At 59.0% G+C, this 24546-nt stretch carries 25 protein-coding genes; 11 read left to right on the top strand and 14 right to left on the bottom strand.

The window, feature by feature from the left end:
* Positions 1-70: 70 nt before the first annotated feature.
* From nikR to IAE50_RS14620, 7 genes are all read right to left on the bottom strand, one after another.
* Positions 71-484 carry a nickel-responsive transcriptional regulator NikR gene (nikR, locus tag IAE50_RS14650; protein ID WP_200580570.1) on the bottom strand — a complete coding sequence of 138 codons (414 nt, stop codon included), beginning with the start codon at positions 482-484 and terminating at the stop codon, positions 71-73.
* The gene (nikE, locus tag IAE50_RS14645) at positions 466-1257 is read right to left on the bottom strand and encodes a nickel import ATP-binding protein NikE (RefSeq protein WP_200580569.1); all 792 of its coding nucleotides are present in this window, start codon (positions 1255-1257) and stop codon (positions 466-468) included. Before nikE ends, nikR begins: the two co-directional genes overlap by 19 nt.
* Positions 1254-2018 carry a nickel import ATP-binding protein NikD gene (gene nikD / locus IAE50_RS14640; RefSeq protein WP_200580568.1) on the bottom strand — a complete coding sequence of 255 codons (765 nt, stop codon included), beginning with the start codon at positions 2016-2018 and terminating at the stop codon, positions 1254-1256. The genes nikE and nikD overlap by 4 nt, the downstream gene beginning before the upstream one ends.
* A complete protein-coding gene (nikC, locus tag IAE50_RS14635; protein WP_200580567.1) occupies positions 2018-2851 on the bottom strand; it encodes a nickel ABC transporter permease subunit NikC in 834 nt (277 codons plus the stop codon). The genes nikD and nikC overlap by 1 nt, the downstream gene beginning before the upstream one ends.
* Entirely contained in the window at positions 2851-3792 is a 942-nt protein-coding gene (gene nikB, locus IAE50_RS14630) for a nickel ABC transporter permease subunit NikB (protein WP_200580566.1), read from the bottom strand. Before nikB ends, nikC begins: the two co-directional genes overlap by 1 nt.
* Positions 3789-5360, bottom strand: coding sequence for a nickel ABC transporter substrate-binding protein (gene nikA / locus IAE50_RS14625; protein ID WP_232045148.1), 1572 nt, complete (start codon positions 5358-5360; stop codon positions 3789-3791). Before nikA ends, nikB begins: the two co-directional genes overlap by 4 nt.
* A 195-nt stretch (positions 5361-5555) precedes the next feature.
* Positions 5556-6416 (bottom strand): LysR family transcriptional regulator, encoded by an 861-nt coding sequence (locus tag IAE50_RS14620; RefSeq protein ID WP_023482027.1) that lies wholly within the window; start codon positions 6414-6416, stop codon positions 5556-5558.
* Between the two features lie 98 nt (positions 6417-6514).
* On the opposite strand from IAE50_RS14620, the gene IAE50_RS14615 reads away from it, so the two are divergent.
* The 8 genes from IAE50_RS14615 to arnF all read left to right on the top strand — a co-directional run bounded on the left by IAE50_RS14615 (position 6515) and on the right by arnF (position 14792).
* Positions 6515-7024, top strand: coding sequence for a phenolic acid decarboxylase (locus IAE50_RS14615; RefSeq protein WP_042713196.1), 510 nt, complete (start codon positions 6515-6517; stop codon positions 7022-7024).
* Positions 7025-7434: 410 nt separating this feature from the next.
* Positions 7435-8571 carry a UDP-4-amino-4-deoxy-L-arabinose aminotransferase gene (arnB, locus tag IAE50_RS14610; RefSeq protein WP_200580564.1) on the top strand — a complete coding sequence of 379 codons (1137 nt, stop codon included), beginning with the start codon at positions 7435-7437 and terminating at the stop codon, positions 8569-8571.
* A 1-nt stretch (position 8572) separates the two neighbouring features.
* Positions 8573-9556: an undecaprenyl-phosphate 4-deoxy-4-formamido-L-arabinose transferase gene (arnC, locus tag IAE50_RS14605; RefSeq protein WP_094422440.1), complete on the top strand. Its 984-nt coding sequence runs from the start codon at positions 8573-8575 to the stop codon at positions 9554-9556.
* Positions 9553-11532: a bifunctional UDP-4-amino-4-deoxy-L-arabinose formyltransferase/UDP-glucuronic acid oxidase ArnA gene (arnA, locus tag IAE50_RS14600; RefSeq protein ID WP_200580563.1), complete on the top strand. Its 1980-nt coding sequence runs from the start codon at positions 9553-9555 to the stop codon at positions 11530-11532. Before arnC ends, arnA begins: the two co-directional genes overlap by 4 nt.
* Positions 11533-11534: 2 nt before the next feature.
* Positions 11535-12437 carry a 4-deoxy-4-formamido-L-arabinose-phosphoundecaprenol deformylase gene (gene arnD / locus IAE50_RS14595; protein ID WP_200580562.1) on the top strand — a complete coding sequence of 301 codons (903 nt, stop codon included), beginning with the start codon at positions 11535-11537 and terminating at the stop codon, positions 12435-12437.
* On the top strand, positions 12434-14074 hold the full coding sequence (gene arnT, locus IAE50_RS14590) for a lipid IV(A) 4-amino-4-deoxy-L-arabinosyltransferase (protein ID WP_200580561.1): 1641 nt from the start codon (positions 12434-12436) through the stop codon (positions 14072-14074). The genes arnD and arnT overlap by 4 nt, the downstream gene beginning before the upstream one ends.
* The gene (arnE, locus tag IAE50_RS14585) at positions 14071-14409 is read left to right on the top strand and encodes a 4-amino-4-deoxy-L-arabinose-phosphoundecaprenol flippase subunit ArnE (protein ID WP_200580560.1); all 339 of its coding nucleotides are present in this window, start codon (positions 14071-14073) and stop codon (positions 14407-14409) included. The genes arnT and arnE overlap by 4 nt, the downstream gene beginning before the upstream one ends.
* Positions 14406-14792 carry a 4-amino-4-deoxy-L-arabinose-phosphoundecaprenol flippase subunit ArnF gene (arnF, locus tag IAE50_RS14580; RefSeq protein ID WP_042713189.1) on the top strand — a complete coding sequence of 129 codons (387 nt, stop codon included), beginning with the start codon at positions 14406-14408 and terminating at the stop codon, positions 14790-14792. Before arnE ends, arnF begins: the two co-directional genes overlap by 4 nt.
* On the opposite strand, the gene IAE50_RS14575 is transcribed toward arnF, so the two are convergent.
* The gene (locus IAE50_RS14575; protein ID WP_200580559.1) at positions 14789-15838 is read right to left on the bottom strand and encodes an AI-2E family transporter; all 1050 of its coding nucleotides are present in this window, start codon (positions 15836-15838) and stop codon (positions 14789-14791) included. The two genes, arnF and IAE50_RS14575, sit on opposite strands and share 4 nt — an antisense overlap.
* Before the next feature lie 147 nt (positions 15839-15985).
* Between IAE50_RS14575 and IAE50_RS14570 the strand changes: the two genes are divergently transcribed.
* Positions 15986-17176, top strand: coding sequence for an MFS transporter (locus IAE50_RS14570; RefSeq protein ID WP_200580558.1), 1191 nt, complete (start codon positions 15986-15988; stop codon positions 17174-17176).
* Between the two features lie 68 nt (positions 17177-17244).
* Here the strand turns inward: IAE50_RS14570 and IAE50_RS14565 are convergent, their stop codons facing one another.
* Together IAE50_RS14565 and IAE50_RS14560 are read right to left on the bottom strand one after the other, a co-directional pair.
* The gene (locus IAE50_RS14565; RefSeq protein WP_200580557.1) at positions 17245-17802 is read right to left on the bottom strand and encodes a DcrB family lipoprotein; all 558 of its coding nucleotides are present in this window, start codon (positions 17800-17802) and stop codon (positions 17245-17247) included.
* Positions 17803-17874: 72 nt separating this feature from the next.
* Positions 17875-18540, bottom strand: a complete 666-nt coding sequence (locus IAE50_RS14560; RefSeq protein WP_200580556.1) for a 7-cyano-7-deazaguanine/7-aminomethyl-7-deazaguanine transporter — start codon at positions 18538-18540, stop codon at positions 17875-17877.
* Between the two features lie 188 nt (positions 18541-18728).
* Here IAE50_RS14560 and tusA point away from each other — a divergent pair, with 188 nt between their 5' ends.
* Positions 18729-18974, top strand: a complete 246-nt coding sequence (gene tusA / locus IAE50_RS14555; RefSeq protein WP_042713262.1) for a sulfurtransferase TusA — start codon at positions 18729-18731, stop codon at positions 18972-18974.
* Here tusA and zntA read toward each other — a convergent pair.
* The 4 genes from zntA to rsmD form a co-directional block, all read right to left on the bottom strand.
* Positions 18971-21178 carry a Zn(II)/Cd(II)/Pb(II) translocating P-type ATPase ZntA gene (zntA, locus tag IAE50_RS14550; RefSeq protein ID WP_200580555.1) on the bottom strand — a complete coding sequence of 736 codons (2208 nt, stop codon included), beginning with the start codon at positions 21176-21178 and terminating at the stop codon, positions 18971-18973. The genes tusA and zntA overlap by 4 nt on opposite strands.
* A 75-nt stretch (positions 21179-21253) precedes the next feature.
* Complete coding sequence (locus tag IAE50_RS14545; protein ID WP_023482129.1) at positions 21254-21880, bottom strand: lysoplasmalogenase; 627 nt, start codon at positions 21878-21880, stop codon at positions 21254-21256.
* 122 nt (positions 21881-22002) lie between these two features.
* Positions 22003-22272, bottom strand: coding sequence for a DUF1145 family protein (locus IAE50_RS14540; RefSeq protein ID WP_223284346.1), 270 nt, complete (start codon positions 22270-22272; stop codon positions 22003-22005).
* A complete protein-coding gene (gene rsmD / locus IAE50_RS14535) occupies positions 22262-22864 on the bottom strand; it encodes a 16S rRNA (guanine(966)-N(2))-methyltransferase (RefSeq protein ID WP_094423010.1) in 603 nt (200 codons plus the stop codon). Before rsmD ends, IAE50_RS14540 begins: the two co-directional genes overlap by 11 nt.
* 190 nt (positions 22865-23054) lie before the next feature.
* Between rsmD and ftsY the strand changes: the two genes are divergently transcribed.
* Entirely contained in the window at positions 23055-24545 is a 1491-nt protein-coding gene (ftsY, locus tag IAE50_RS14530) for a signal recognition particle-docking protein FtsY (protein WP_200580554.1), read from the top strand.
* Position 24546: the final 1 nt, after the last annotated feature.

Raw genomic sequence — 24546 nt, 5'->3', positions numbered from 1 at the left:
CGCTCCTTATCACGTGGATTTGGCAAATAAATAAGCCTGGCACATGTGGCGCGGTGCGGGCGAAAAAGCATCAGCTGTGGCTATGGGGTTCCTGCGCCAGAGACTGTAAATGGCCGTGGCGCACGCCGCGCTGGGCGATCACCTCATCGGCGAAATGCTCAATCTCACCGCGTTTGCCTTTTAGGACGGCGATCTCAAGGCAGTCGTCATGGCTGATGTGCACGTGCAGGGTGGCCACTGAGAGATCGTGATGGTGGTGCTGAGTAGCGACCAGCCGGCTTGCCAGTTCGCGCTTCTCATGTTCATACACGTAGGTCAGCACAGCAAAGCCCTGTTTCTCCTGATCCGCCGGAGCCTCCTGCGCCAGCGCGCCGCGCAGCAGATCGCGTGTGGCTTCTGAGCGGTTGTGGTAGCCACGCCGCTGGCTTAGCGCGTCCAGGGCGGCGAGCAGATCGTCATCGAGCGTTAGGGTAACGCGTTGCATAGCGGGTTCCTCGGGCGAAGTGAAGGGAGGGCGGGTAACACCGCCTGTTGTAGCGCCCGGCCCGCAAGGGAGCTAAAGCGCAGCGGCGTACTGACGGTGACGTTTTCGACTATCTGCCCGGCCTCCATCACCAGCACCCGCTGGCAGAAGCGCTCCACCAGGCGCAGATCGTGGGTGATAAACAGGCACGCCGCGCCGGAGCGCTGTTGCAGGCGTTGCAGCAGGGCGATGATGCCGCTTTGCACCACGCGATCGAGGCTGGAGACCGCTTCATCCAGAATTAGTAACCCCGGCGCGACCGCCAGCGCCCGGGCGAGGCAGACTCGTTGCAACTGACCGCCGCTCAGCTGCATAGGGCGTTTCTCCAGCAGATCCGCTTCCAGCTCGACCTCTGCCAGCAACTGCGTGATGCGCTGGAGCTGCTGCGCTTTACTGAGCTTTGCCAGGTGGCGCAGCGGTTCACGCACGATGTCGCGCACCGTCATGCGCGGGTTGACCGCGCTAATCGGATCCTGAAACACCATCTGCACATCACGGCGGAAATCGCGCCGTGCCGCGGCGGTAAGCTTCGGAAGTGGCGTTCCACGCCAGCAAACGTGGCCTTGTTCTGGCGCTTCCAGCCCGACCAGCAGGCGCGCCAGCGTGCTCTTGCCGCAGCCGCTGCGACCGAGCAAGGCGACGGTTTCACCCTGCTTCAGCGTCAGGGAGATATCGTTCAGCACCTGTTGGTGGCGGTAAGCGTGCGAGAGTTGGTTAACGGTAAGAATCGTCATTGCGCAAGCTCCATGCCGGAGAGCGCCAGGTGCGCGCTCACTAACTGGCGGGTCAGCGGGTGCTGCGGCGCGTGAAAAATAGCCCCGACCGCGCCGCGCTCGATGATGCGCCCGTTATCCATCACCGCCACCTCATCGGCGAGACGCGCCACCACGCCCATATCGTGCGTCACCAGCAGCATGCCCGGCTGGCGTTGCTGCATCAGGGAATCGAGCAGGTCGAGGATACTGGCCTGGGCGATGGCGTCGAGATCGGTGGTCGGCTCATCGGCGATAAGAAAGGGCGCCTCGGCCAGCAGCGCCAGCGCAATCATCACCCGTTGCAGCATGCCGCCGCTCATCTCAAAAGCGTGAAGGGCGAGAACGCGATGCGCATCGCGAAGGCCCACCTGCTCCAGCGCGGCGATAGCGTGCGCTTCACTGAACGGTTTGCCCAGCGCCAGGCAGCTCTCCCGCGCGTGGTCAGCCATGGTTCGCAGCGGGTTAAACGCGCTGCGTGGATTTTGCATCACCGTTGCCACCGTCACGCCGCGCAGCGCCTGGGGGGAAACCGGCTGGCCGTCGATCAGCACCGCGCCCGCCGTTTGTCGAACGCCTGCGGGCAGCACGCCAAGCGCTGCCGCGCAGGTGAGGGATTTACCGCTGCCGCTGGCACCGACCAGCGCCAGCACCTGGCCGCGCCGTAGGGTAAGAGAGAGATCGTCAACCAGCGGTCGCGCTGCGGAAAGCGTGAGATGTTGCAGGCTCAATTGCGTAGCCATCAGTGGGCGTGCTCCGTGACCAGATGTGGATCGAGATGGTCGCGCAGCGCGTCGCCCACCAGGTTGAAGGCCATGACGCTGAGAAACAGCGCCAGCCCCGGCCACAGCATTTGCAGCGGCTGCGTCCAGATAAACTGCCGCGCGTCATTGATCATCACCCCCCACTCCGGCGTCGGCGCGCTGACCCCGAGGCCGAGAAAGGACATCCCGGCGACATGCAGCATCATATGGCCGATATCCAGCGTCGCCAGCACCAGCAGCGACGGCACAATTGCGCCCGCCAGGTGGTCGCGAAAAAGATGCAGATAACCCGCTCCGCTGAGCCGCGCTGCCAGCACATATTCACGGCTACGCAGCGACAGCACCAGGCTGCGCACCATGCGCGCATACCAGGCCCAGTGGGAGAGGGCGATGGCGATAATCACATTGGTCAGGCCGGTGCCGAGCACCCCCACCATAAAAAACGACAGGATCGAGGTGGGAAAGGTCATAAAGAGATCGGCGATGCGCATGATTAACTGGTCAACGCGCCCGCCAAGCAGCCCGGCGCAGCCACCGGCGCTCAGGCCGAGGATCAGCACCAGCAGCAGGCAGCAGAGCACTGACCCGAGCGACACGCGGGTGGCAGCCAGCAGCCGGGAGAAGATATCGCGCCCGAGATGATCCGTGCCGAGCCAGTGCTGGCTATCGGGCGGCAGCAGCCGCGCAGGCAGGTCGATAACCTGCGGATCGAAGGGCAGCCACCACTGGCAGCTCAGGGCGATGATAAACAGCAGAGCGAGTATCAGCAGGGCGAGGCGCACCGGCCAGCGCGCGGTGTGGAGAAAGTGCATCAGCGCGCTCCTTCATGGTGACGCACGCGCGGATCGAGCGCGGCGCTCAGCAGATCCACTGCCAGGTTGCAGAGGGCAAAAACCATCACCATCACCAGCGTAAAGCACTGGATCACCGGGTAGTCGCGGTTGAAGATCGCCGAGACAGCGTAGCGGCCAATACCAGGCCAGGCGAAGATGCTCTCAATAATCATCGTGCCGCCAATCAGCTCGCCAATATGCATCCCCAGCGCGGTGATCACTGGCAGCGAAGCATTGCGCAAAATATGCCGCCGCTCGGTCTGCTTCTCGCTTAGCCCGCGCAACCGCGCCCAGGTGACGTGGCGCTGCCCGGCGGCCTCCAGCAGGCTGGCACGCAGCAGACGCGCATTGATAGCCAGCGACATTAGCGCGATGGAGACGGCGGGCAGAATCAGGTGCTGCCAGCCGCCGTAACCGAGCGCGGGCAGCCAGTGAAGATGCACGGAAAAGAGCATCACCAGCAGAAACGCGAGCCAGAAGTTGGGCATTGAGACGCCAAGAAACGCCACCGCGCGGACAACAAAATCGGGCCACTTATCGCGGTGCCTCGCCGCCCAGATGCCGAGCGGCAGCGAGGTCAGCAGGATCAGCACCAGCGCCGCCCCCGCCAGCTGCAAGGTGGCGGGCAGAAAGCGCAGCACATCCTCCAGCACCGGTCGCTGGGTGGCATAGGAGAGGCCAAAATCGAGATGCAGCGCGCGCCATAACCAGTGGGCGTATTGATCGGCTAACGGCTGATCCAGCCCGAGCGCCACGCGCGTGGCGGCAATCATCTCCGGCGTCGGTGGCAGGTTCGACAAGCGCAGGTAATCGAGCGCCGGGTCGCCCGTGCCGAGGCGCAGCAGCAGGAAAATCACCACCGAGGCGGCAAGGATCATCGGGATCAGTATCAGCAGGCGCTTTATCACGTAGCGGCTCATTGCGCGCTGCCCGGTTTGATCTGATCAAACGGGATCTCAGCGGCAACGGGCGCGAACGGGATCTCTCCAAGCTCCGGCTTCGCCACCACCATCGTCGACACATAGCTGATCGGCAGATAGACGGCATCGTTATGCAAACGGGTGAGAATATCGCGGTAGAGCGCCTGCCGAGTGGCTTCATCGCGGGCGGTAAGTACTTCGCCAATTTCTTTGTCGATTAGCGGCTTGTCGGGCAACCCGTGCTGGGCCTGGTAATCGGCGTGCGAGGGTACACGCATCGAACTGATAAACGCGTGGGGATCGTAGGGCGCACCCCAGCTGCGGTTGAAGATCATGCCGAAACGGCCGTCGCGCTGGCGGGCGTAGATGCTGCTCTCCTCTTCCCCGACCAGCGCGATATCCACGCCCACCTGGCGCAGATTGGCCTGAATGATTTCCGCCATCGATTTGCTCAGCGCGTCGGTGCCGGTAAAGGCCAGCTCAATATGCAGCGGCTGGCCCGCTTTTTCGCGGATCGCTTTCCCGGCGGGCAATAACCAGCCCGCTTTTTCCAGCAGCGCATTCGCCCGGGCGGGATCGTACTGACGCGCTTTAAGACCAATATTGGCGTAGGGCACGCCCGGAGCAAAAAGCGTATCGGCGACCTGCTGCGTACCGTACAGCGCGCCGTCGATAAGGGTTTTTTTATCCACCGCATAGTTCAGCGCTTCGCGTACTACCAGTTCGTTGGTTGGCGCACGGGCAGAGTTGAGCGCCAGCATCACCGTTTCCACCGGTGCGGAGAGTTGGGTGCGCCATTGCGGGTTCTGCCGATAGCGAGTGAAGGTATCGAGCGTCAGCAGCCCTTCGTTGCCATACAACAGGTCAATCTCGCCAGTTTCAAACGCCACGGCGCGGCTGGTGGCATCGGGGATCACCTTAATCACCACTTTTGCCAGCGCCGGTTTCGCGCCCCAGTAGCGCTCGTTGCGCACCATCACGTCATATTGATTCAGGCGTGACTCCAGCAAGACCCACGGCCCGGTGCCGATGGGGGCGACAATGCCGTTCAGGGTTTCGTGGTTTTTAAACTGCGACGGGGCGATAAAGCGAAACGGGCGGGGCAGGGCAAGCTCTTGCAAGAAGGGGTAATAGGCACTTTTGAGCGTGATTTGTAACTGATTGGGGCTTAACGCTTTCACTTCGCTTATCTGGTTCACCAACTCCAGCCAGGCGTGGCGCGAGCGGTTATCCAGCACCGCGCGGAAGTTTTCCGCTGCCGCTTCGGCGTTAAAGGGTTCGCCGTTGGAGAAGGTCACGCCGTCGCGCAGGGTGAAGACCCAGGTTTTGCCATCCGGCGAATGGCGCCATCCTGTTGCCAGCCACGGGCGCACCGTGCCGTCGGCCTCATATTTCACCAGTGGTTCATAAACCATGCTTTGCGCGAACATCTGGTTCGGGGTGTAGAGGTGAGGGTTGAGCGGGCCGACATTCACCGGCCAGGCGGTGGTGAGAGTATCCGTTGCCGCGAAAAGGGCAAACGATGCGCAGAGCAGCAGCAGAGCGCCAGCATAACGGTAGAAAAACACGTAAGCGTCCTGACGAAACGTCATTGGCGGGAAAGTATGACGATTTTAGTTATTCATCATACGAATGAGATGTTTTAGATCAAACGGCGGGCGGTTGCGCGGGATTAATTTTCGGCGGGTGGATGAGGAGTGCCGGATGGATACGCGCGCGGAATACGTAGGCCCGGTAAGCGCAGCGCCACCGGGCATCTTTCCTTACTGCGCTTTAAACAGCTGCAACAGCATCTCTACCTGCTCATCAAGCGGGGCGAGATCCTTTTTGACGATCAGATGCAGCGGTGTGGCGCGCCGCGCGCCGTGGTTGAGCGGCAACGCTTTCAGCTGCCCGCTCGCCAGCAGCGGCGCAATACGCTCCTGCGGCAGCCAGCCGTAACCGACCTGATACTGCACCGCTTCGATGGCGGCATCAATGGTGGAAAAGGTCCACGCCTCCTGCGCAACCGGCGTCTGCCGGGCGTCGCTTTCGGCGATACGGATCTGCGGCCAGGCGGCAAGCATCGCTTCGCTCACCTGCTGCGCCGCGCTGAGAGGATGATCGCGGTGCGCCACGCAAACAAAATCGATATTCATCAGCCACTCGCCGCGCCCGGTCATATCCTGGCGGCGGGTCAGCACCATCACATCCGCCTGCGCGTAGCTCGGCGCATCGTCCGGGGCGGTCTCCAGCACTTCAGTCAGGCGCACCTGGGTTTGCGGGTAACAGTGCTGGAACTGGCGCAGGATGGCGAACAGCCGCGCGCGCGGAAAGATGCTATCGACCACCAGATCCAGCCGGGTGCGCATGCCATTTCGCAGCGTGGCGGCGCGGGTCTCTACCCACTCAAACGCTTTCAGCAGCGGCTTCACCTGGCTGAGCAGCAGTTCGCCCGCAGGCGTCAGCACTGCCCGTCGCCCCTCCGGCACCAGCAGCGCAACGCCGAGCCGCTCCTGCAGGAGCGCCAGGTTATAGCTGACCGAAGACTGGCTGCGGTGCGTCTCTTCCGCCGCTTTAGCAAAGCTGCCCAGTTCGACCACTTTTTGCAGCAGCGACCATTGTTCCAGCGTGCTCTTGTGCATGACTCATCTAATTTTTGAATGAATTTGATGCAAATATAGCGTTATTCATTGGTTTTTTGCAGAGGTACGATCTCCTCAACAACAAGAGGAGATGAGATATGAGCAGCTTTGATAAACATGATTTGAGTGGCTTTGTCGGTAAACATCTGGTCTACACCTACGATAATGGCTGGAACTACGAGCTGTATGTTAAAAATGCCAACACCATTGATTACCGCATTCACAGCGGGATCGTGGCGAACCGTTGGGTGAAAGATCAGCGGGTCTATATCGTTCGCGTCGGTGAGAGCATCTATAAAATTTCCTGGACTGAGCCGACCGGTACCGACGTCAGCCTGATTGCCAACCTCGGCGATCGCCTGTTCCATGGCACCATCTTCTTCCCGCGCTGGGTGATCAACAATCCGGAGAAAACCGTCTGCTTCCAGAACGAGCATATTGCGCTGATGGAATCCCTGCGCGAGGCAGGCCCCGCTTACCCGACAGAAGTGATTGATGAGTTTGCCACCATCACCTTTGTGCGCGACTGCGGCGAGAATAATGAGCAGGTGATTGCCTGCCCGGCCAGTGAATTACCGGCTAATTTCCCGCGCAACTTATCAGAATAGTTTCACATTTATGACGCTATTAACGTTGTGGCTAATGAAATAATTGTTTGCAGAAAAATAAGACTATTTTTGCTTTGTTGTCATTCCGTTTAAATAATTAAGATAACGCCCGTTCATTGACTGAATGGGCGTTTTTTATTGCACTTTTTTGACAGGAATCACAGTATAAGAAACCTGATGTATTATATATCGCTATGTTTTTAAAGGTTTTTATATTTTTATCTGAAGGTTAATTTCTTAATCTTGTCCTAATCTTTTATTGCTACCCTCACCATTATCACTTTTTCGGTAAAAAGCACTGAAATCGTAGGTTCATTCTATTTTCATTTAAGTTTTGTGCGCCATTTTATTCCCATTACATGTTTCACTGTGGCAGTTTTTTAATATGCCGTTGATGCCAGGAAAAAATGATGAGTGAATTTTTACCCTTTTCACGCCCATCGATGGGAGAGGATGAACTCGCCGCCATTCAGCACGTGCTGGCGTCGGGCTGGATCACCACCGGGCCGAAGAATCAGGCACTTGAAGCCGCGTTTTGCACACTGACCGGCAACCAGCACGCCATTGCCGTCAGCTCCGCCACGGCGGGGATGCACGTCACGTTAATGGCGCTGGGTATTGGCGCGGGCGATGAAGTGATTACTCCCTCAATGACCTGGGTCTCCACCCTCAACATGATCGTGCTGCTCGGCGCGACGCCGGTGATGATCGATGTCGATCGCGATACGCTGATGGTGACGCCTGAGGCGATTGAAGCGGCGATCACGCCACGTACCAAAGCAATTGTGCCGGTGCACTACGCCGGCGCGCCGGTGGATATCGACGCCATTCACGCCCTCGGTGAAAAGTACGGTATTCCGGTGATTGAAGATGCCGCCCACGCGGCGGGCACGTACTACAAAGGCCACCACGTTGGCGCGCGCGGGTGCGCAATCTTCTCCTTCCACGCCATCAAAAATATGACCTGCGCCGAAGGCGGGCTGGTGGTGACCGATGACGAAGCGCTGGCAAACCGCATTCGCAGCCTGAAGTTTCATGGCCTCGGCGTTGATGCCTATGACCGCCAGACCCACGGCCGCGCACCGCAGGCCGAGGTGATTTCGCCGGGCTTTAAATACAACCTGGCGGATATCAATGCCGCTATTGCACTGGTGCAGCTCGACAAACTGCCGGACGCCAACGCCCGCCGTCAGGAAATTGCCCAACGTTATCTGACTGAACTGGCAACGACGCCGTTTCAGCCGCTGGCGCTGCCGTCGTGGCCGCATCAGCACGCCTGGCATCTGTTTATTATTCGCGTCGACGAGCAGCGCTGCGGCCTCTCTCGCGACGCATTGATGGAGCGGCTAAAAGCGCAGGGTATCGGCACCGGCCTCCATTTTCGTGCGGCGCATACCCAGAAGTACTACCGCGAAAACTTCCCGATCGATCTTCCCAACACGGAGTGGAACAGCGCGCGTATCTGTTCCCTGCCGCTCTTTCCGGATATGACCCATGACGACACAACCCGCGTCATTGACGCGCTTAAACAGATCGCAGGCTGCTGATATGTTCACCCTCCCGATTATTGAAAAAGTCTCGGTGGTGATCCCGGTTTATAACGAACAGGAGAGCCTGCCGGAGCTGATCCGCCGCACCACTACCAGCTGCGCGCAAATCGGTATCGATTACGAAATCCTGCTGGTGGATGACGGCAGCAGCGATGACTCCGCGCGTATGTTGACCGACGCGGCAGAGCAGCCCGACAGCCATATCGTCGCGGTGCTGCTCAACCGCAACTACGGCCAGCACTCGGCGATCATGGCCGGTTTCAGCCATGTTACCGGCGATCTGGTTATTACTCTGGATGCGGATCTGCAAAACCCGCCGGAAGAGATCCCGCGTCTGGTGGCGAAGGCCAACGAAGGGTATGACGTGGTGGGCACCGTGCGGCAAAACCGCCAGGACAGCCTGTTTCGCAAGCTGGCGTCGCGCGGCGTTAACCACCTGATCCAGCGCGCTACCGGGAAAGCGATGGGCGACTACGGCTGCATGCTGCGCGCCTATCGCCGCCATATCGTTGACGCGATGCTGCGCTGCCACGAGCGCAGCACCTTTATCCCGATCCTCGCCAATACCTTTGCCCGCCGGGCGGTTGAGATCCCGGTGCAGCATGCCGAGCGTGAATTTGGCGACTCGAAATACAGCTTTATGCGCCTGATTAACCTGATGTACGACCTGGTGACCTGCCTGACCACCACGCCGCTGCGTCTGCTCAGCGTGTTTGGCAGCGCCATTGCCCTGTTTGGCTTTTCGCTGTCACTGCTGCTGGTCATTCTGCGGCTGGCGTTTGGCGCACAGTGGGCGGGAGAAGGGGTATTCACGCTCTTCGCCATTCTCTTCACCTTTATCGGCGCACAGTTTATCGGCATGGGCCTGCTTGGGGAGTATATCGGGCGCATCTACAACGATGTGCGCGCCCGCCCCCGCTACTTTATTCAACGCGTTGTCCGCCAGGATCATGACGTTTCGCAAGAGGAAAAGAACCAATGAAAGCCGTTGTTTTTGCTTATCACGATATGGGATGCGTCGGTGTACAGGCGTTACTGGATGCCGGGTTTGATATCGCCGCGATTTTCACCCATGCCGACAACGCACAGGAAAACGCCTTTTTCGGCTCGGTGGCGCGCCTTGCCGCCGAGCGCGGTATTCCGGTTTATGCCCCGGATGACGTTAACCATCCGCTGTGGGTTGACCGCATTGCCGAGATGAAGCCGGACGTTATTTTCTCGTTCTACTACCGTAACCTGCTTGGCGAAGCGATTTTGAACAGCGCGCGCATCGGCGCGTTTAACCTGCACGGTTCGCTGCTGCCCGCCTATCGCGGACGTGCACCGCTGAACTGGGTGCTGGTGAATGGCGAAACGCAAACCGGCGTCACGCTGCACCGGATGATCTCCCGCGCGGATGCCGGAGCGATCATCGCCCAGCAAGCGGTCGAGATTGCCGACGCCGATGATGCGCTGTCGCTGCACCGTAAACTGACCGAGAGCGCCAAACATCTGCTGGAAGGCGCTTTACCGACGCTGAAAAGCGGCACCTTCAGCGAAACTGCGCAGGATGAGAGCAAGGCGAGCTATGTTGGCCGCCGCACGCCGGAAGATGGTCGCCTGGAGTGGGAAAAACCGGCACAAACCCTGCACAACCTGGTGCGTGCGGTGAGCGATCCGTGGCCGGGCGCGTTCAGCTTTGTTGGTACGCACAAATTTATCGTCTGGAAATCCCGCGTGCGCAGCGACGTGGCGCCAGCGCGAGCGGGAACCGTTATCTCCGTCGCGCCGCTGATTATCGCCTGCGGCGAGGGCGCGCTGGAGGTGATGACCGGCCAGACTGAGAAAGGCGTTTATATGCAGGGCGCACAGCTGGCGCAGTCGCTGGGGCTGGTGGCCGGAGCGCTGTTGAGCAGCAAACCGGTGGTGGCGGTAAAACGCCGCACCCGCGTGCTGATCCTTGGGGTAAACGGCTTTATCGGCAATCACCTGACCGAACGCCTGCTGCGCGACGATAACTACGAAATTTACGGCCTCGACATCGGTTCCGACGCCATCGGTCGTTTTCTCGACTGCCCGCGTTTTCACTTTGTCGAAGGCGATATCAGCATCCATTCCGAATGGATCGAGTACCACATTAAAAAATGCGACGTGGTGCTGCCGCTGGTGGCGATCGCCACGCCGATTGAGTATACCCGCAACCCGCTGCGCGTCTTCGAGCTCGATTTTGAAGAGAACCTGAAGATCATCCGCGACTGCGTGAAGTACAACAAACGCATCATTTTCCCGTCGACCTCGGAAGTGTACGGCATGTGCACCGACAAAGTGTTTGATGAGGATAACTCGAACCTGGTGGTCGGGCCGGTAAGCAAACAGCGCTGGATCTACTCGGTGTCGAAACAGCTTCTCGACCGTGTGATTTGGGCATACGGCGAGAAAGAGGGGCTGCGGTTTACGCTCTTCCGTCCGTTTAACTGGATGGGTCCGCGTCTGGATAACCTCAATGCCGCGCGCATCGGCAGTTCGCGTGCCATCACTCAGTTGATCCTCAACCTGGTGGAAGGCTCGCCGATCAAGCTGGTTGAGGGCGGAAAACAGAAGCGCTGCTTTACTGATATCAGCGATGGTATCGAAGCGCTGTTCCGCATTATTGAAAACCGCGACGGGCGCTGCGACGGGGAGATTATCAATATCGGCAACCCGGAGAACGAAGCCAGTATCAAGGAGCTTGCCGAGATGCTGCTGGAGAGCTTTGAGCAGCATCCGCTGCGCCACCGCTTCCCGCCTTTTGCCGGTTTCCGCGACGTTGAGAGCAGCAGCTATTACGGTAAAGGATACCAGGATGTTGAGCACCGCAAACCGAGCATTCGCAACGCCAAACGCTGCCTGCAGTGGGAGCCGACGGTGGCGATGCGCCAGACGGTTGACGAGACGCTCGACTTCTTCCTGCGTACGGTCGAACTGACGGATGAGCAATAAGCATGAAAAAAATCGGCTTACGTATTGATGTCGATACCTTTCGCGGCACGCAGCAAGGCATGCCGCGTCTGCTACAGCTGCTGGAGAAGCACCAGATTCAGGCGAGCGTCTTTTTTAGCGTCGGCCCGGACAATATGGGGCGGCATATCTGGCGTCTGCTGAAGCCGAAATTTTTCTGGAAGATGCTGCGCTCGCGCGCGGCGTCGCTATATGGCTGGGATATTCTGCTGGCCGGAACTGCCTGGCCGGGGCGCATTATTGGCGATGCCAACGCAGAGATCATTCGCCAGACGGCGCGTATGCATGAAGTGGGGCTGCACGCCTGGGATCACCACGCCTGGCAAAGCTGGAGCGGCGTCTGGGATCAGGCGCGGCTGGAGACGGAGATCGCACGTGGCCTTTCGGCGCTGGAGCGGATTATCGGCCAGCCGGTCACCTGCTCGGCGGCGGCGGGCTGGCGGGCGGATCAGCGGGTAGTCAAGGCGAAATCGGTTTTCCCGTTCCGCTATAACAGCGACTGTCGCGGTAGCCAGCCTTTTCGCCCGCAACTGGCGGAAAACGTCTACGCCGCGCCGCAAATCCCCGTTTCGTTACCCACCTGGGATGAGGTGGTTGGCTCCTCGGTAAGCGCCGAGGGCTTCAACCGCTTTATCCTCGATCGCATGCATCGCGCCCACGGTACGCCGGTCTACACCATCCATGCCGAAGTGGAGGGGATTATCGGCGCCGATGCGTTTGATCAACTGCTGACGCTGGCGGCGCAGGAGGAGATTACCTTTTGCCCGCTGGGGCAGTTGCTACCGGACGATGTCACGACACTGCCGCCCGGCAAAGTGGTACGCGGCGAAGTGGTTGGCCGCGAAGGGTGGCTGGGATGCCAAAAACTGTTGAGTGCACAACGATGAAACCTGTTCATTATGGTTTAGCGCTGCTGGCGCTGTTTGCCCTTTATTACCTTGCGCCGCTGGAGTATCGCCTGCTCTGGCAACCGGACGAGACTCGCTATGCGGAGATCAGCCGCGAGATGTTGCAAAGCGGCGACTGGATAGTGCCCCATTTCCTCGGGCTGCGCTATTTTGAAAAACCGATCGCCGGGTACTGGATCAACACCCTCGCGCAGTGGGTGTTTGGTCATAACAACTTCGCGGTACGCTTTGGCGCGGTCTTCTCCACCACCGTTTCCGCTCTTCTGGTTGGTGCGTTAGCGTGGAAAATGTGGCGCGACAAAGCGACGGCGCTGCTTTCGGGCGTCATCTACCTGACCGTGCTGCTGGTCTACGGTGTCGGAACCTATGCCGTGCTGGATCCGATGATCGCCTTATGGATGACGCTGGCGATGTTCAGCTTCTGGCTGGCGGCGCAGGCCAGCAGCCGACGCGGGAAAGCGGGCGGCTATCTGCTGCTCGGCATCGCCTGCGGCATGGGGGTGATGACCAAAGGGTTCCTGGCACTGGCGCTGCCGGTTATCGGCGTGTTGCCATGGGTGATTGCGCAGCGGCGCTGGAAAGAGGTGCTGATCTGGGGCTGGCTGGCCGTGCTGGCATGTGTGCTGACGGTGCTGCCGTGGGGGCTGACCATTGCGGCGCGCGAGCCGGATTTCTGGCGCTACTTCTTCTGGGTGGAGCATATTCAGCGCTTTGCCCAGGAGGACGCGCAGCATAAAGCGCCGTTCTGGTACTACATTCCCTGTTTGCTTGCCGGTTCGCTGCCGTGGCTTGGCCTGCTGCCCGGGGCGCTGAAAACCGGCTGGCGCGCGCGCAGTGATGCTTTCTACCTGCTCGGCTGGGTGGTAATGCCGCTGATCTTCTTCAGCATCGCCCAGGGGAAATTGCTGACCTATATTCTGCCCTGCTTTGCGCCGCTGGCGATATTGATGGCGCGTTACGCGCGTACCGCCGCGAGCGTAAAAGTGCTGCGTATCAATGCCGGAATCAATATCGCTTTCGGGATCACTGGCGCGATCGCCGCGCTGGTGGTGTCGCCGTGGGGGATGTTGAAGCATCCCGTCTGGCTGCCGATCGAAGATTATAAAGCCGCGCTTGCTGCCTTTATCTTCCTGATGTGGGCGCTGGTCGGGCTGTTTACCTTCAGGGCCAGCGCCGAGCGTTGGTTCTTCGCCGCACTTTCGCCCTTGACGCTGGCGCTGCTGGTGGGGTTTGCCATTCCGGATAAAGTGATGGATTCCAAACAGCCGCAGTTCCTGATCGCCTGTATTGATGATGCGCTGGCGGAGAGCCGCTATGTGCTGTCGGATAATCCCGGCGTCGCCTCCGGTCTCGCCTGGGAGCTGAAGCGCAGCGATATTCTGCTGTTCGGTTCGCGCGGTGAGCTGGCTTATGGCCTGGATTATCCTGATGCGAAAGGGCGCTTTGTCGCCGAGCGTGATTTCACCGACTGGCTGGCCGGGCATCGCCAGCAGGGAATTGTTTCCCTGGTGCTGCATCAGTCGCAGGCCGATGAGTTTATGCGTCTACCCATTCCAAAGCCGGATAACGTCTATCAGCAGGGGCGAATGGTGTTATTGCAGTACTTTCCGCAATGAGTAGCTGGATCTGGCTCGGCGCGGCCAGCCTGTTGAGCTGCCTTGGGCAGCTGTGCCAGAAGCAGGCGACGCGCCCGGCGAGCGGGGCATCGCGCGGTAGGCACGTTGGCGTGTGGCTGGTGCTGGCACTGCTGGCGCTGGGGGCGGGGATGGTGCTGTGGCTGCTGGTGTTGCAGCGCATTCCGGTCGGCGTCGCCTACCCGATGCTGAGCCTCAATTTTGTCTGGGTGACACTGGCGGCGAGGGCGATCTGGCATGAGCGCATTACGTTGCGCCATGCCTGTGGCCTGGCGTTGATTATTGCCGGCGTGGCGCTGCTCGGGAGTTCATTATGAAGGGGCTACACTGGGCGCTTCTCAGCGTGCTGCTGGTGAGCGGGGCGCAACTATTACTGCGTGATGGCATGCTGTCGCTGCCGCCGTTAACCGATCTGCGCGCCTTTTTGCTGGCGCTGCTGCACGCACAGGCTGGCACGCTGGCGCTGCTGTTGGGGTTGATGGGCTACGTGGCATCGATGGGCTGTTGGTATCTGGCCCTGCACCGGATGGCGCTGAGCAAAGCGTATGCCCTGCTCAGCCTGAGTTACATTCTGGTATGGGCCGCCGCCATCTGGCTGCCTGGCTGGCATGAACCCTTCACGCTGCGCGGTGCATTTGGCGTGGCGCTGATTGTGGCGGGCGTGCTGGTTATCTTCCTGCCCGCCCGCAGTAGAGCTTAACCGGGTAATCGCGACTTCGGTCGGCCTGGGCCAAGCATAATCGCCAGCTTGCTGCCGCCGGTGGTGGTCTCCATCCAGATTTTGCACACGCTGGTGAGTGGCACCGAGAGCAGCATCCCCACCGGGCCGAGCAGCCATCCCCAGATTAATAATGAGAGGAACACCACCAGCGTCGACATGCCGAGGCGGTGGCCCATCATGCGCGGTTCAAGGATGTTGCCAATCAGCATGTGCACCACCAGGAAGAGGGCACCGACTAACAGGCATTCATAAGTGCCGTTGAACAGCAGGGCCTGGATCATTGGCGGAATGGCGGAGATCACCGACCCGATATTCGGCACGTAGTTCAGCAAGAAGGCGAGCACGCCCCACATCAGCGCAAACTGCACATCCAGCGCCACCAGCCCGACCCAGACAATCAGCCCGGTCCAGACGCTGAGCAGCGTTTTCAGCGCCAGGTAGTGCGACACCCCTTTCAGCGCGCGGTGCAGGCCAGCAATGTGGATCTGTGGATTATTCAGGGCGAAGCGCATTTTGTACGGCACGTGGCGCACTTCAAACAGCATAAACACCACTGTCATCACCAGCAGCACAACGCTTGCCATCGCATTTGATAACTGCGTCGCCATGGTAGTGGCGAAAGACATCATGCGGTCCGAGTCCATGCGTTGCAGCATGCGCTCCGGGGAGAGATGCAGATGCAGGAACGGCAGCGCATCCTGAAGCTGCAAAAACTTGCGTGTCAGCTCGCGGTTGTACTTCGGCAGCAGGGTCATAAAGTCGTTCATCGACGCGGCAAGCACGGCGAGTAACGCGGTCAGAAAGACCAGCATCACTACTACCACAATGGCAATGGCGGCCGGGCGCTTGATGCCGCGGCGCAGAAACCAGGTCACTAGCGGGTTGAGAACAATGGCGAAGAAGAGCGCCAGCAGGAGTTGCACAATAATATCGGCTGCGGCGTGGATACCGGCGAGTATTACCACCAGTGACGCCAGTTTGAGAAGAATGTGGAGGCCCGCCCGGTCTGGCTGAGGTTGCATCATGATTAATTCCTTTTTTTTCTTATTGCCAGTAAGTGTAGTGCGCCGCGCCACCTTCGCCTGACAGAGATAATCTTAAAGTCGTGCTGCTTTCTACCTTGTGTCGTGGTAATAGTGAAATACTGTTGTAAAAAATCTGAGTAAATCCTGATGCCTGAACACCGCGCTGAACCGGCGCCGAGCGGATTGCGCCTCAATCTGCGGATTTTGTCCGTCGTAATTTTTAACTTCGCCAGCTATCTCACCATTGGTTTACCGCTGGCGGTGCTGCCCGGCTTTGTCCATGACGTGATGGGCTACAGCGCCTTTTGGGCCGGGCTGGTGATAAGCCTCCAGTACTTCGCCACGTTGCTCAGCCGCCCGCATGCCGGGCGCTATGCCGATCTGCTGGGGCCAAAAAAAGTGGTGATTTTCGGCCTCTGCGGCGCGTTTCTCAGCGGGCTGTGTTATCTGCTGGCGGGAATGCAGTCTGGCGTGATGAGCCTGGTGCTGCTCTGCCTTGGGCGGGTGATTTTAGGCATTGGCCAGAGTTTTGCCGGTACCGGTGCGACGCTGTGGGGCGTCGGTGTGGTCGGTAATGTTCATATTGGACGCGTGATCTCGTGGAATGGTATTGCCACCTACGGGGCGATGGCGCTTGGCGCACCGCTCGGCGTGCTCTGTTATCACTATGGCGGCCTGCACGGGCTGGCGCTGACGATTATGGCCGTCGCGCTGCTGGCGGTGGTGCTTGCGCTGCCGCGCGCGGCGGTGAAAGCCAGCAAAGGCAAACCGCTGCCGTTTCGCGCCGTGCTCGGCCGCGTCTGGCTCTACGGGATGGCGCTGGCCCTCGGTTCGGCCGGTTTTGGCGTCATCGCCACCTTTATTACCCTCTATTACGATGCCAGAGGCTGGGATGGGGCGGCGTTCGCTCTGACGCTCTTCAGCGTGGCGTTTGTTGGCGCACGGCTGCTGTTTCCCAATGGTATCAACCGTTTTGGTGGCCTCAATGTGGCGCTGATCTGCTTTGCGGTGGAGACCTGCGGGCTGCTGCTGGTGGGCCTGGCGGTCGATCCGTGGATGGTGAAACTGGGCGTTTTCCTGACCGGGGCCGGTTTCTCGCTGGTCTTCCCGGCGCTGGGCGTGGTGGCGGTAAAAGCGGTGCCGCAGCACAATCAGGGCTCGGCGCTGGCGACCTATACGGTGTTTATGGATCTCTCGCTAGGCGTGACTGGCCCGCTGGCAGGGCTGCTGATGGCATGGGCGGGCGTCTCTTCCATTTACCTTGCTGCCGCCGGGCTGGTGGCAGTTGCGCTGCTGTTGGCGTGGCGGTTAAAGCAGAGAGTATCGGATAGCGCGTAAACGCTTATCTGGCCTGGCATAAAAAAGGGAACCCGCAGGTTCCCTTTCTCTTTTCGATTGTTGCGGCGTTATTTCACCACGATGGTGTTGATAATGTTCTCGGCAGCGGTCTGCGCCTGCTGCTGATTTTCCGCTGGCAGCGTCACCTGAAGGGTAACCAGGTGGTTATCAATTTTCCCCAGCACCACGGAGGACCATGCGGTCTGGCCTTTGGCAGAGATCACGCTGTCGAGCTGCTGCAAAGTCTGCCCTTTCAGCTCAATCGAACGGTTGGTCACAACCTGCAACTGCGGGTCGCGGCTGCGCTGCTGATCTTCCAGACGTTTTGCCAGCACGCTCAGATCTTCCTGCGTGTTATCACCAACAATCACAATCACCGCTTTCTGGCCGGTGGCGTCAGAGTAGACGTGCATGTTGTTGGATTGCGTGCCGAGCTTGCCGCTCTGATCGGTCATATCCGCAGGCAGCGAGAAGCTGAGTTTACCGTCGAGCAGGGTCACCGGCTGGCCGGAGGCGTTACTCTCTGCGGCGGCACCCTGTACGGGCTTCTTGCTGTCGCTGTTATCACAGGCAGCCAGTCCCATCACCAGCAGGCCAATACCGACATATTTCACCAGATTGCGCATTGACTTCATCCTTTCAATAAACAGCCATAATGGCTTGTTGTTCCATATTATCACAACTGATAAGTCGTACCTTTAACCCGCCTGTAATGCCGAGATTTCAGATTTGTCTGCCAGTCTTTTCAGCAATATATTCAACAGCACACCATACATCGGCAGGAAGAAGGCGATGCTGATAAGCACCTTGAAGCTGTAATCCACCAGCGCGATTTCGGTCCAGTGCTGCGCCATAAAGGGATCCGGGCTGCGCCAGAAGGCGATAAAGAAGAAGGCCACCGTATCGCTGGCGTTACCAAAAATGGTCGAGGCCGTTGGCGCAAGCCACCAGCGGCGGCTTTGGCGCAGGCGGTTAAAGACGTGTACATCAAGGATCTGCCCCAGCGCATAAGCCATAAAGCTGGCGGCGGCGATACGCGCCACAAACAGGTTAAAGTGGGCGAGCGCGCCGAAACCTTGCCAACTGCCCATATAAAAGAGCGATGAGATAACGTAAGAGGCGAGCAGGGCGGGCACCATCACGGCAAAAATAATCCGCCGTGCTAAAGGCGCGCCGAAGATGCGCACGGTGAGATCCGTTGCCAGAAAGATAAACGGAAAACTGAATGCACCCCAGGTGGTGTGGAAGCCGAAAATGGCGACCGGGAGCTGCACCAGATAGTTACTGGAGATAATCACCAGCAGGTGGAAAAGCGATAGCCAGACCAGCGCCTTCATGCGCTGTGCGTTGGAAAAGTGCGTCATATTGTGACCTTTTTGGTAAATGGGGTGAGGGAACCCAGTTCAATTTATGCTCTGCCAGGCAGAAGCCGCCGCATGATACTGCAATCATCGCGCGATGCAACGGCTAATTTTAACGCAATCGTTAACCTCCCTTGCGCCCTGAAAATGGCAGCGTAAACTAGGGCGGTTTTTTCACTTGTGAGATGAAGATGAGCGATCCGTTTTCTACCGCCGACCACACTCTTGATGCCCTTGGCCTGCGCTGTCCGGAGCCGGTAATGATGGTGCGCAAAACCGTGCGTAACATGCAAGTTGGCGAAACTGTACTGATTATCGCCGACGATCCGGCAACCACCCGCGATATTCCTGGCTTCTGCCGTTTTATGGAACATGAGCTGGTTGCCGATCAAACCGACACGCTGCCTTACCGCTATTTAGTGCGTAAAAGCCACTAATCTTTGCGACGTAACAGGCGCAGCGCGTTGGATGTCACCAGTACCGTTGCGCCGGTATCCGCCAGCACCGCCAGCCATAATCCGGTGATCCCCAAAAGCGTGGTGACCAGGAAGATCCCCTTCAGCCCCAGCGCAATGGCGATGTTCTGACGAATATTACGGTGCGTGGCGCGCGCCAGGCGGATCATCTGCCCAAGTCCGGAGAGCCGGTTATGGGTTAACGCCGCATCGGCGCTCTCCAGCGCGACATCGGTACCGCTGCCCATCGCAATACCAATTGTTGCCGCCTTCATCGCCGGGGCGTCGTTGATGCCGTCGCCGACCATCGCCAGCGGAGCCTCTTCATTTAGCGCGCGCACGGCGTTAACTTTATCCTCCGGCAACAGTCCGGCGCGAAACTCCAGCCCCAGTTCTCCGGCAATCGCTGCCGCTGCCCGCGGGTTATCGCCGGTGAGGATCACCCCCGTGATGCCAAGGGCATGCAGTTCCGCCACCGCGGCTTTTGCATCGTCGCGCAGGGTGTCCTGTAGCGCCAGCGTACCGATTACGGCGTTATCGCGCAGAACCACTACCACCGTTTGCCCTTGTGCTTCCTGCTGCTCAATCTGCTTACGCCCGGCGTCATTAAGCAGGCCCGCTGGCACCTTTTCCGGTGCGCAGATGTGAATGTCATGCGCGCCGATACGCGCTTCAATACCCTTCCCGGCCAGCGCGCGCTGCCCGTCGGCCTGCGGAATAGCGATGCCACGACGCTGCGCCTCCTGCACAATCGCCAGCGCCAGCGGGTGCGTCGAGCCCTGCTCAACCCCGGCGCTGAGCGCCAGCAGCTCCTGCTCCTCTGTAGCCGGAAATGCCTGAATGGCGACCAGCTGCGGTTTGCCGAGGGTCAGGGTACCGGTCTTATCAAACGCCACCTGACGCAGAGTGCCGAGCTGCTCCAGCGCCGCGCCCCCTTTGATCAGCGCCCCGCGACGTGCGGCGGCTGCCAGCCCGGAGGTGATGGCCGCGGGAGTAGAGATTACCAGCGCGCAGGGGCAGCCAATCAGCAGCAGCGCCAGCCCTTTGTAGACCCACTCCAGCCACGGAGCGGAAAAGAGCAGGGGGGGAACCACCGCCACCAGAAGCGCCACGGCCATAATTGTCGGCGTATAAATACGGCTGAAGCGATCGGTAAAGCGCTCAATGGGCGCGCGGCGCTCTTCCGCCTCTTCAATCAGTTTCAGGATGCGGTCGATGGCGCTTTCGCCCGCTTTTGACATGACTTCGAGGGTAATCAGCCGATCGACGCTGGTAGCGCCTGCGGGTACGCTTTCGCCCGCGCTGCGCTCGACGGGCAGTGACTCGCCGGTTAAGGCACTCTCATCAAAACTGGCGAACGGCGAGATAAGGCGGCCATCTGCCGGTAAGCGCCCGCCCGCCGGGACTTCAATAGTATCGCCGGGTTGCAGCTGGCTGGCTGGGATGGTTTCACGCACGCCGTTACGCACGCGAATGGCGCTGTCGGGTTTTAACGCCATCAGTGCGCTTACGCCTTTGCGCGCGCGGCTGGCGGCCCAGCCTTCAAGCCGTTCGCCAATTAAAAACAGCAGTAGCACCATCGCCGCTTCGGCGGTCGCGCCGATAAACAGCGCGCCAATCGCCGCCACGCTCATCAACGTTTCAATGGCGAACCAGCTGCCGCTTCTCATCAGGCGCACGGCCTGGCGGGCAATCGGCCACAAACCGACCAGCGTGGTGAGAATAAAGGCTGCCTGGCCGAAGGGGTGATTGAACTGCTCCAGCCCCCAGCTTAGCGCCATCATGACGATGAGCAGGATCAGCGGCAGGTTTTCGCGCAGGGATGAAGGCGCAGGCGCGGGAGCACTGTTTTCGCTGCGAAGCTGGTAGCCCGCGTTTTGAACGGCTTTTTCGACGCGCTCGCGCACATCACTCTGCGCGATGACAATCAGCTTTTCGGTGGCAAAGGCGACCTGCACCTGGGTGATGCCCTCGATCTGGCGCACCGCGTTTTCCACTTTACGGGCGCAGGCGGCGCAATCCATGCCGCTCACTTGCCAGCTAAAGCGATCGCCTGCGGCGTTTATTTCCGGCGCGGAACGAGTTTCACAGCTTGTATCGCTGCAACAGGGGGCATTGCTTTCACTAACGGGACGCAGTTTGAGCGCGGCAAAGTGCGGCGTTTTCTTGAGTTCGGGAGCAGCCATCGCATCCTCCGGTGAATGATAATTTTCTCATTAACCGGAGGATACACTCTGGAGTCGACTCCAGAGTCAAGCGCTTTAGATATAGAGCGAACGAACGATCAGGAAGTGGCCTGCGAAGTAGCAGGCAGAGGAGATGGCGTTATCCGCGCTAAAGCGTTTACGGTAGTGGCTGCCGAGCCAGACAATATTGCCGATAAGCAGCAGCGACGCGCCGATAAATGCCGACAGCGCCTGGCTGGTCGGACGGAAGAACCACAGCTCACCGGCCAGCCACACCATTACCAGCGTCATGGCGACAAAGGTGGAGACGGCCATGCGCAGCTCTTCAAGACGCGTCCAGATCACCGCCAGCAGCAGGGCACCAATCACCAGCAGCACCAGCGGCAGCGGCCAGAAGAAGGTGAGCGTCATCTGGCTGGCGAAGTAGATGGTATAGAGCAGATGGGCCAGGAAGAAAGCGCCGATGGCGTAAAGTAACTTTTGGCGCGGCAGCAGCGTCAGGGCATCGCCCACCAGCGAGGCGCACAGACCTGCCAGCACCAGATAGCTGATGGCGTCGAACATGGGCGCTTGCCAGGCGAGCAGGAGTAACAGCAGAAGGGTTACGGGTTTGAACACCCAGCGTTGCCACACCGGGCCACGATAGGAAGCGTCGACGTATAACCAGCCGGAAAAGCAGACAGCAATAAATGACCACAGCATAATTAAGTCCCTGTAACTGTTATTGTTGCGTAAAACTCTCCCCTCAAGTGTAGTGGCGTAAAAAGGGGGATGACAATGCGAACTTCCCCCAATGCCCTGCAATTCCGCTTAATCTGACAGAGTTATCTCTTTGCTTTCAGCTTCTTCTGCCAGACCAGCAGTTCAAAGACGCCGAAAAGAAAAATGCGCAGCTGCTCGACTTTGGTCATTTGCGGCCCCTCTTTCGGCAGCGCGGTTTTCATCATCGTCGCCTGCAAGGCATGCATAAAGAAGGTAAAAACCAGCGCGACGTTGACGAAAATATTCAACGGGCGCGGAAAGGGGTGGATCAGATTGAAGATCAGAAAGGCCCAGATGCAGAGCATCATCAGACGGCCCAGATTAATCAGCAACGGCATGCTTCTCTCCTTGTGCTTCGCGGTGATACAAACGGTAAGCCACCTGGCCCGCGACTTTTTCCCGGTGTAAATGCCAGTGCGCAGGCACTGACGGTAAACCATTTTCCACTTCGCTCTCGATATAAATGAGCGCGTCATCCGCCAGCCAGCCGTTGTTCTCCAGCAAACGCACGGTGTCGTCCAGCATCCCTTTGCGAAACGGTGGATCGATAAACACGATGGTGTGCGGGGTGCCCGCTGCGGCTAAAAAGTTCAGCGTGTTGCTGTTAACGACTTTCGCGTTGGTGGCTTTAAGCGTAGCGAGGTTTTGCTGGAGCTGCTGGGCGACGCTGCGCTCCATCTCAACTAACGTCGCGCTGGCGGCGTAGCGGGAGAGCGCTTCCAGCCCGAGCGCGCCGCTGCCCGCGAAGCAGTCGAGACAGCGGGCGTCAACCATTGACGGTGCCAGCCAGTTAAAGAGGGTTTCGCGCACGCGATCGGTGGTCGGGCGCAGGCCTGGGCTGTCGGGAACCGGTAATTTACGGCCCCGCCACTGCCCGCCAATAATACGAATTTGTCCGCTGGCGGCACGGTTGGGTTTCTTCATGGTCTTCGCTTTGCTCATCATTTCGGCCTGCTATTCTAGCGGGCGGATGAATTGCGTTAAACCCTAATCCTCAGGCCGTGATGAGAGATAAGGAAAGTGTTAGACTATTCGACTAATTCACCAATGATTTCAGTCCTGGTCGAGCAGACAGGCTGCGCTATAGAATCAACAGCGAGGAGTGTAGTCGCCAATGGCAAATGAAAAGAAACGTGGCTTTTTTTCCTGGCTGGGTTTTGGGCAGAAAGAGCGGGCCGATGAGGCGCAAGCTGAAGAGCAGAAAACGGCAGAACAACCGGTAGAAGAGACGCCGATTGCCGAGCCTGCCGCCGTCAGTGAAAAGTTCGCCGAAGAGGTTGTCGAGGTTAGCGAGCAGCTGGTGCATGAAGAGGCACCGCAGCCGGTCGCTGAAGAGATCGTTGCTGAGGAACCGGTTGCCGAAGAACAGATTATAGAAGAAGCGGCGGTTGAAGAACCCGTCGAAGAGATTATCGAAGTAGCACCTGTTGCCGCCGTTGAGCATGAAGCGCTGCCGCTGCCGGAAGAGCTTAGCGAACAGAGCATTGACGCCGAAGAGTGGCAGGCCGAAGCCGAGCCGCTGGTTACGGCGGACGTTGAAGTCGACGAGCCAGAAGTTGAAGAGATAGAAGACGAGACGCTGCCGAGCGAGGAAGAGCTGGATGCGCTGGCGGCCGAAGCGGCGGAAGAAGCGGTGATGGTTGTGCCGGTCGACGAGCCGGTTCAGGAGCAGGAGAAGCCAACCAAAGAGGGTTTCTTCGCGCGTTTGAAGCGCAGCCTGCTGAAAACTAAAGAGAATCTCGGTTCCGGATTTATCAGTCTGTTCCGCGGTAAAAAAATCGATGATGATCTCTTCGAAGAGCTGGAAGAGCAGCTGTTGATTGCCGATGTCGGCGTTGAGACCACGCGGAAAATCATCACTAACCTGACGGAAGGGGCCAGCCGCAAGCAGTTGCGCGACGCGGAAGCGCTGTATGGCCTGCTGAAAGAGGAGATGAGCGAGATCCTCGCGAAGGTGGACGAGCCGCTGAATGTCGAAGGCAAAACGCCGTTCGTTATTCTGATGGTCGGCGTTAACGGCGTCGGTAAAACCACCACCATCGGCAAGCTGGCGCGCCAGTTTGAGCAGCAGGGTAAATCGGTGATGCTGGCGGCGGGCGATACCTTCCGCGCAGCGGCGGTTGAACAGTTGCAGGTGTGGGGCCAGCGCAATGATATTCCGGTGATTGCCCAGCATACCGGCGCGGATTCCGCTTCGGTTATCTTTGATGCTATACAGGCAGCGAAGGCGCGTAATGTCGATGTGCTGATTGCGGATACCGCCGGCCGTCTGCAGAATAAATCGCACCTGATGGAAGAGCTGAAAAAGATTGTGCGCGTGATGAAGAAGCTTGATGAAAACGCGCCGCACGAAGTGATGCTCACGATTGATGCCAGCACCGGGCAAAATGCGGTAAGCCAGGCCAAACTGTTCCACGAAGCGGTCGGTTTAACCGGTATCACGCTGACCAAGCTTGACGGCACCGCGAAAGGCGGGGTGATCTTCTCGGTCGCGGATCAGTTCGGTATCCCAATTCGCTATATCGGTGTTGGCGAACGTATTGAAGATTTGCGTCCGTTTAATGCGGGCGATTTTATTGAGGCGCTTTTTGCCCGAGAGGATTAAC

Origin of the sequence: Kosakonia sp. S42 (assembly GCF_016624785.1) — a bacterium.
GTDB lineage: Bacteria > Pseudomonadota > Gammaproteobacteria > Enterobacterales > Enterobacteriaceae > Kosakonia > Kosakonia cowanii.
The sequence above is the reverse complement of the archived record's forward strand: the minus strand, read 5'-3'. Positions and strand labels throughout refer to the sequence as shown.

Bases quoted from the DNA above. Each gene is read 5' to 3' on its own strand.
- nikR (WP_200580570.1), bottom strand. From the start codon at position 484: ATGCAACGCGTTACCCTAACGCTCGATGACGATCTGCTCGCCGCCCTG.
- nikE (WP_200580569.1), bottom strand. From the start codon at position 1,257: ATGACGATTCTTACCGTTAACCAACTCTCGCACGCTTACCGCCACCAA.
- nikD (WP_200580568.1), bottom strand. From the start codon at position 2,018: ATGGCTACGCAATTGAGCCTGCAACATCTCACGCTTTCCGCAGCGCGA.
- nikC (WP_200580567.1), bottom strand. From the start codon at position 2,851: ATGCACTTTCTCCACACCGCGCGCTGGCCGGTGCGCCTCGCCCTGCTG.
- nikB (WP_200580566.1), bottom strand. From the start codon at position 3,792: ATGAGCCGCTACGTGATAAAGCGCCTGCTGATACTGATCCCGATGATC.
- IAE50_RS14620 (WP_023482027.1), bottom strand. From the start codon at position 6,416: ATGCACAAGAGCACGCTGGAACAATGGTCGCTGCTGCAAAAAGTGGTC.
- IAE50_RS14615 (WP_042713196.1), top strand. From the start codon at position 6,515: ATGAGCAGCTTTGATAAACATGATTTGAGTGGCTTTGTCGGTAAACAT.
- arnB (WP_200580564.1), top strand. From the start codon at position 7,435: ATGAGTGAATTTTTACCCTTTTCACGCCCATCGATGGGAGAGGATGAA.
- arnC (WP_094422440.1), top strand. From the start codon at position 8,573: ATGTTCACCCTCCCGATTATTGAAAAAGTCTCGGTGGTGATCCCGGTT.
- arnA (WP_200580563.1), top strand. From the start codon at position 9,553: ATGAAAGCCGTTGTTTTTGCTTATCACGATATGGGATGCGTCGGTGTA.
- arnD (WP_200580562.1), top strand. From the start codon at position 11,535: ATGAAAAAAATCGGCTTACGTATTGATGTCGATACCTTTCGCGGCACG.
- arnT (WP_200580561.1), top strand. From the start codon at position 12,434: ATGAAACCTGTTCATTATGGTTTAGCGCTGCTGGCGCTGTTTGCCCTT.
- arnE (WP_200580560.1), top strand. From the start codon at position 14,071: ATGAGTAGCTGGATCTGGCTCGGCGCGGCCAGCCTGTTGAGCTGCCTT.
- arnF (WP_042713189.1), top strand. From the start codon at position 14,406: ATGAAGGGGCTACACTGGGCGCTTCTCAGCGTGCTGCTGGTGAGCGGG.
- IAE50_RS14575 (WP_200580559.1), bottom strand. From the start codon at position 15,838: ATGATGCAACCTCAGCCAGACCGGGCGGGCCTCCACATTCTTCTCAAA.
- IAE50_RS14570 (WP_200580558.1), top strand. From the start codon at position 15,986: ATGCCTGAACACCGCGCTGAACCGGCGCCGAGCGGATTGCGCCTCAAT.
- IAE50_RS14565 (WP_200580557.1), bottom strand. From the start codon at position 17,802: ATGCGCAATCTGGTGAAATATGTCGGTATTGGCCTGCTGGTGATGGGA.
- IAE50_RS14560 (WP_200580556.1), bottom strand. From the start codon at position 18,540: ATGACGCACTTTTCCAACGCACAGCGCATGAAGGCGCTGGTCTGGCTA.
- tusA (WP_042713262.1), top strand. From the start codon at position 18,729: ATGAGCGATCCGTTTTCTACCGCCGACCACACTCTTGATGCCCTTGGC.
- zntA (WP_200580555.1), bottom strand. From the start codon at position 21,178: ATGGCTGCTCCCGAACTCAAGAAAACGCCGCACTTTGCCGCGCTCAAA.
- IAE50_RS14545 (WP_023482129.1), bottom strand. From the start codon at position 21,880: ATGCTGTGGTCATTTATTGCTGTCTGCTTTTCCGGCTGGTTATACGTC.
- rsmD (WP_094423010.1), bottom strand. From the start codon at position 22,864: ATGAAGAAACCCAACCGTGCCGCCAGCGGACAAATTCGTATTATTGGC.
- ftsY (WP_200580554.1), top strand. From the start codon at position 23,055: ATGGCAAATGAAAAGAAACGTGGCTTTTTTTCCTGGCTGGGTTTTGGG.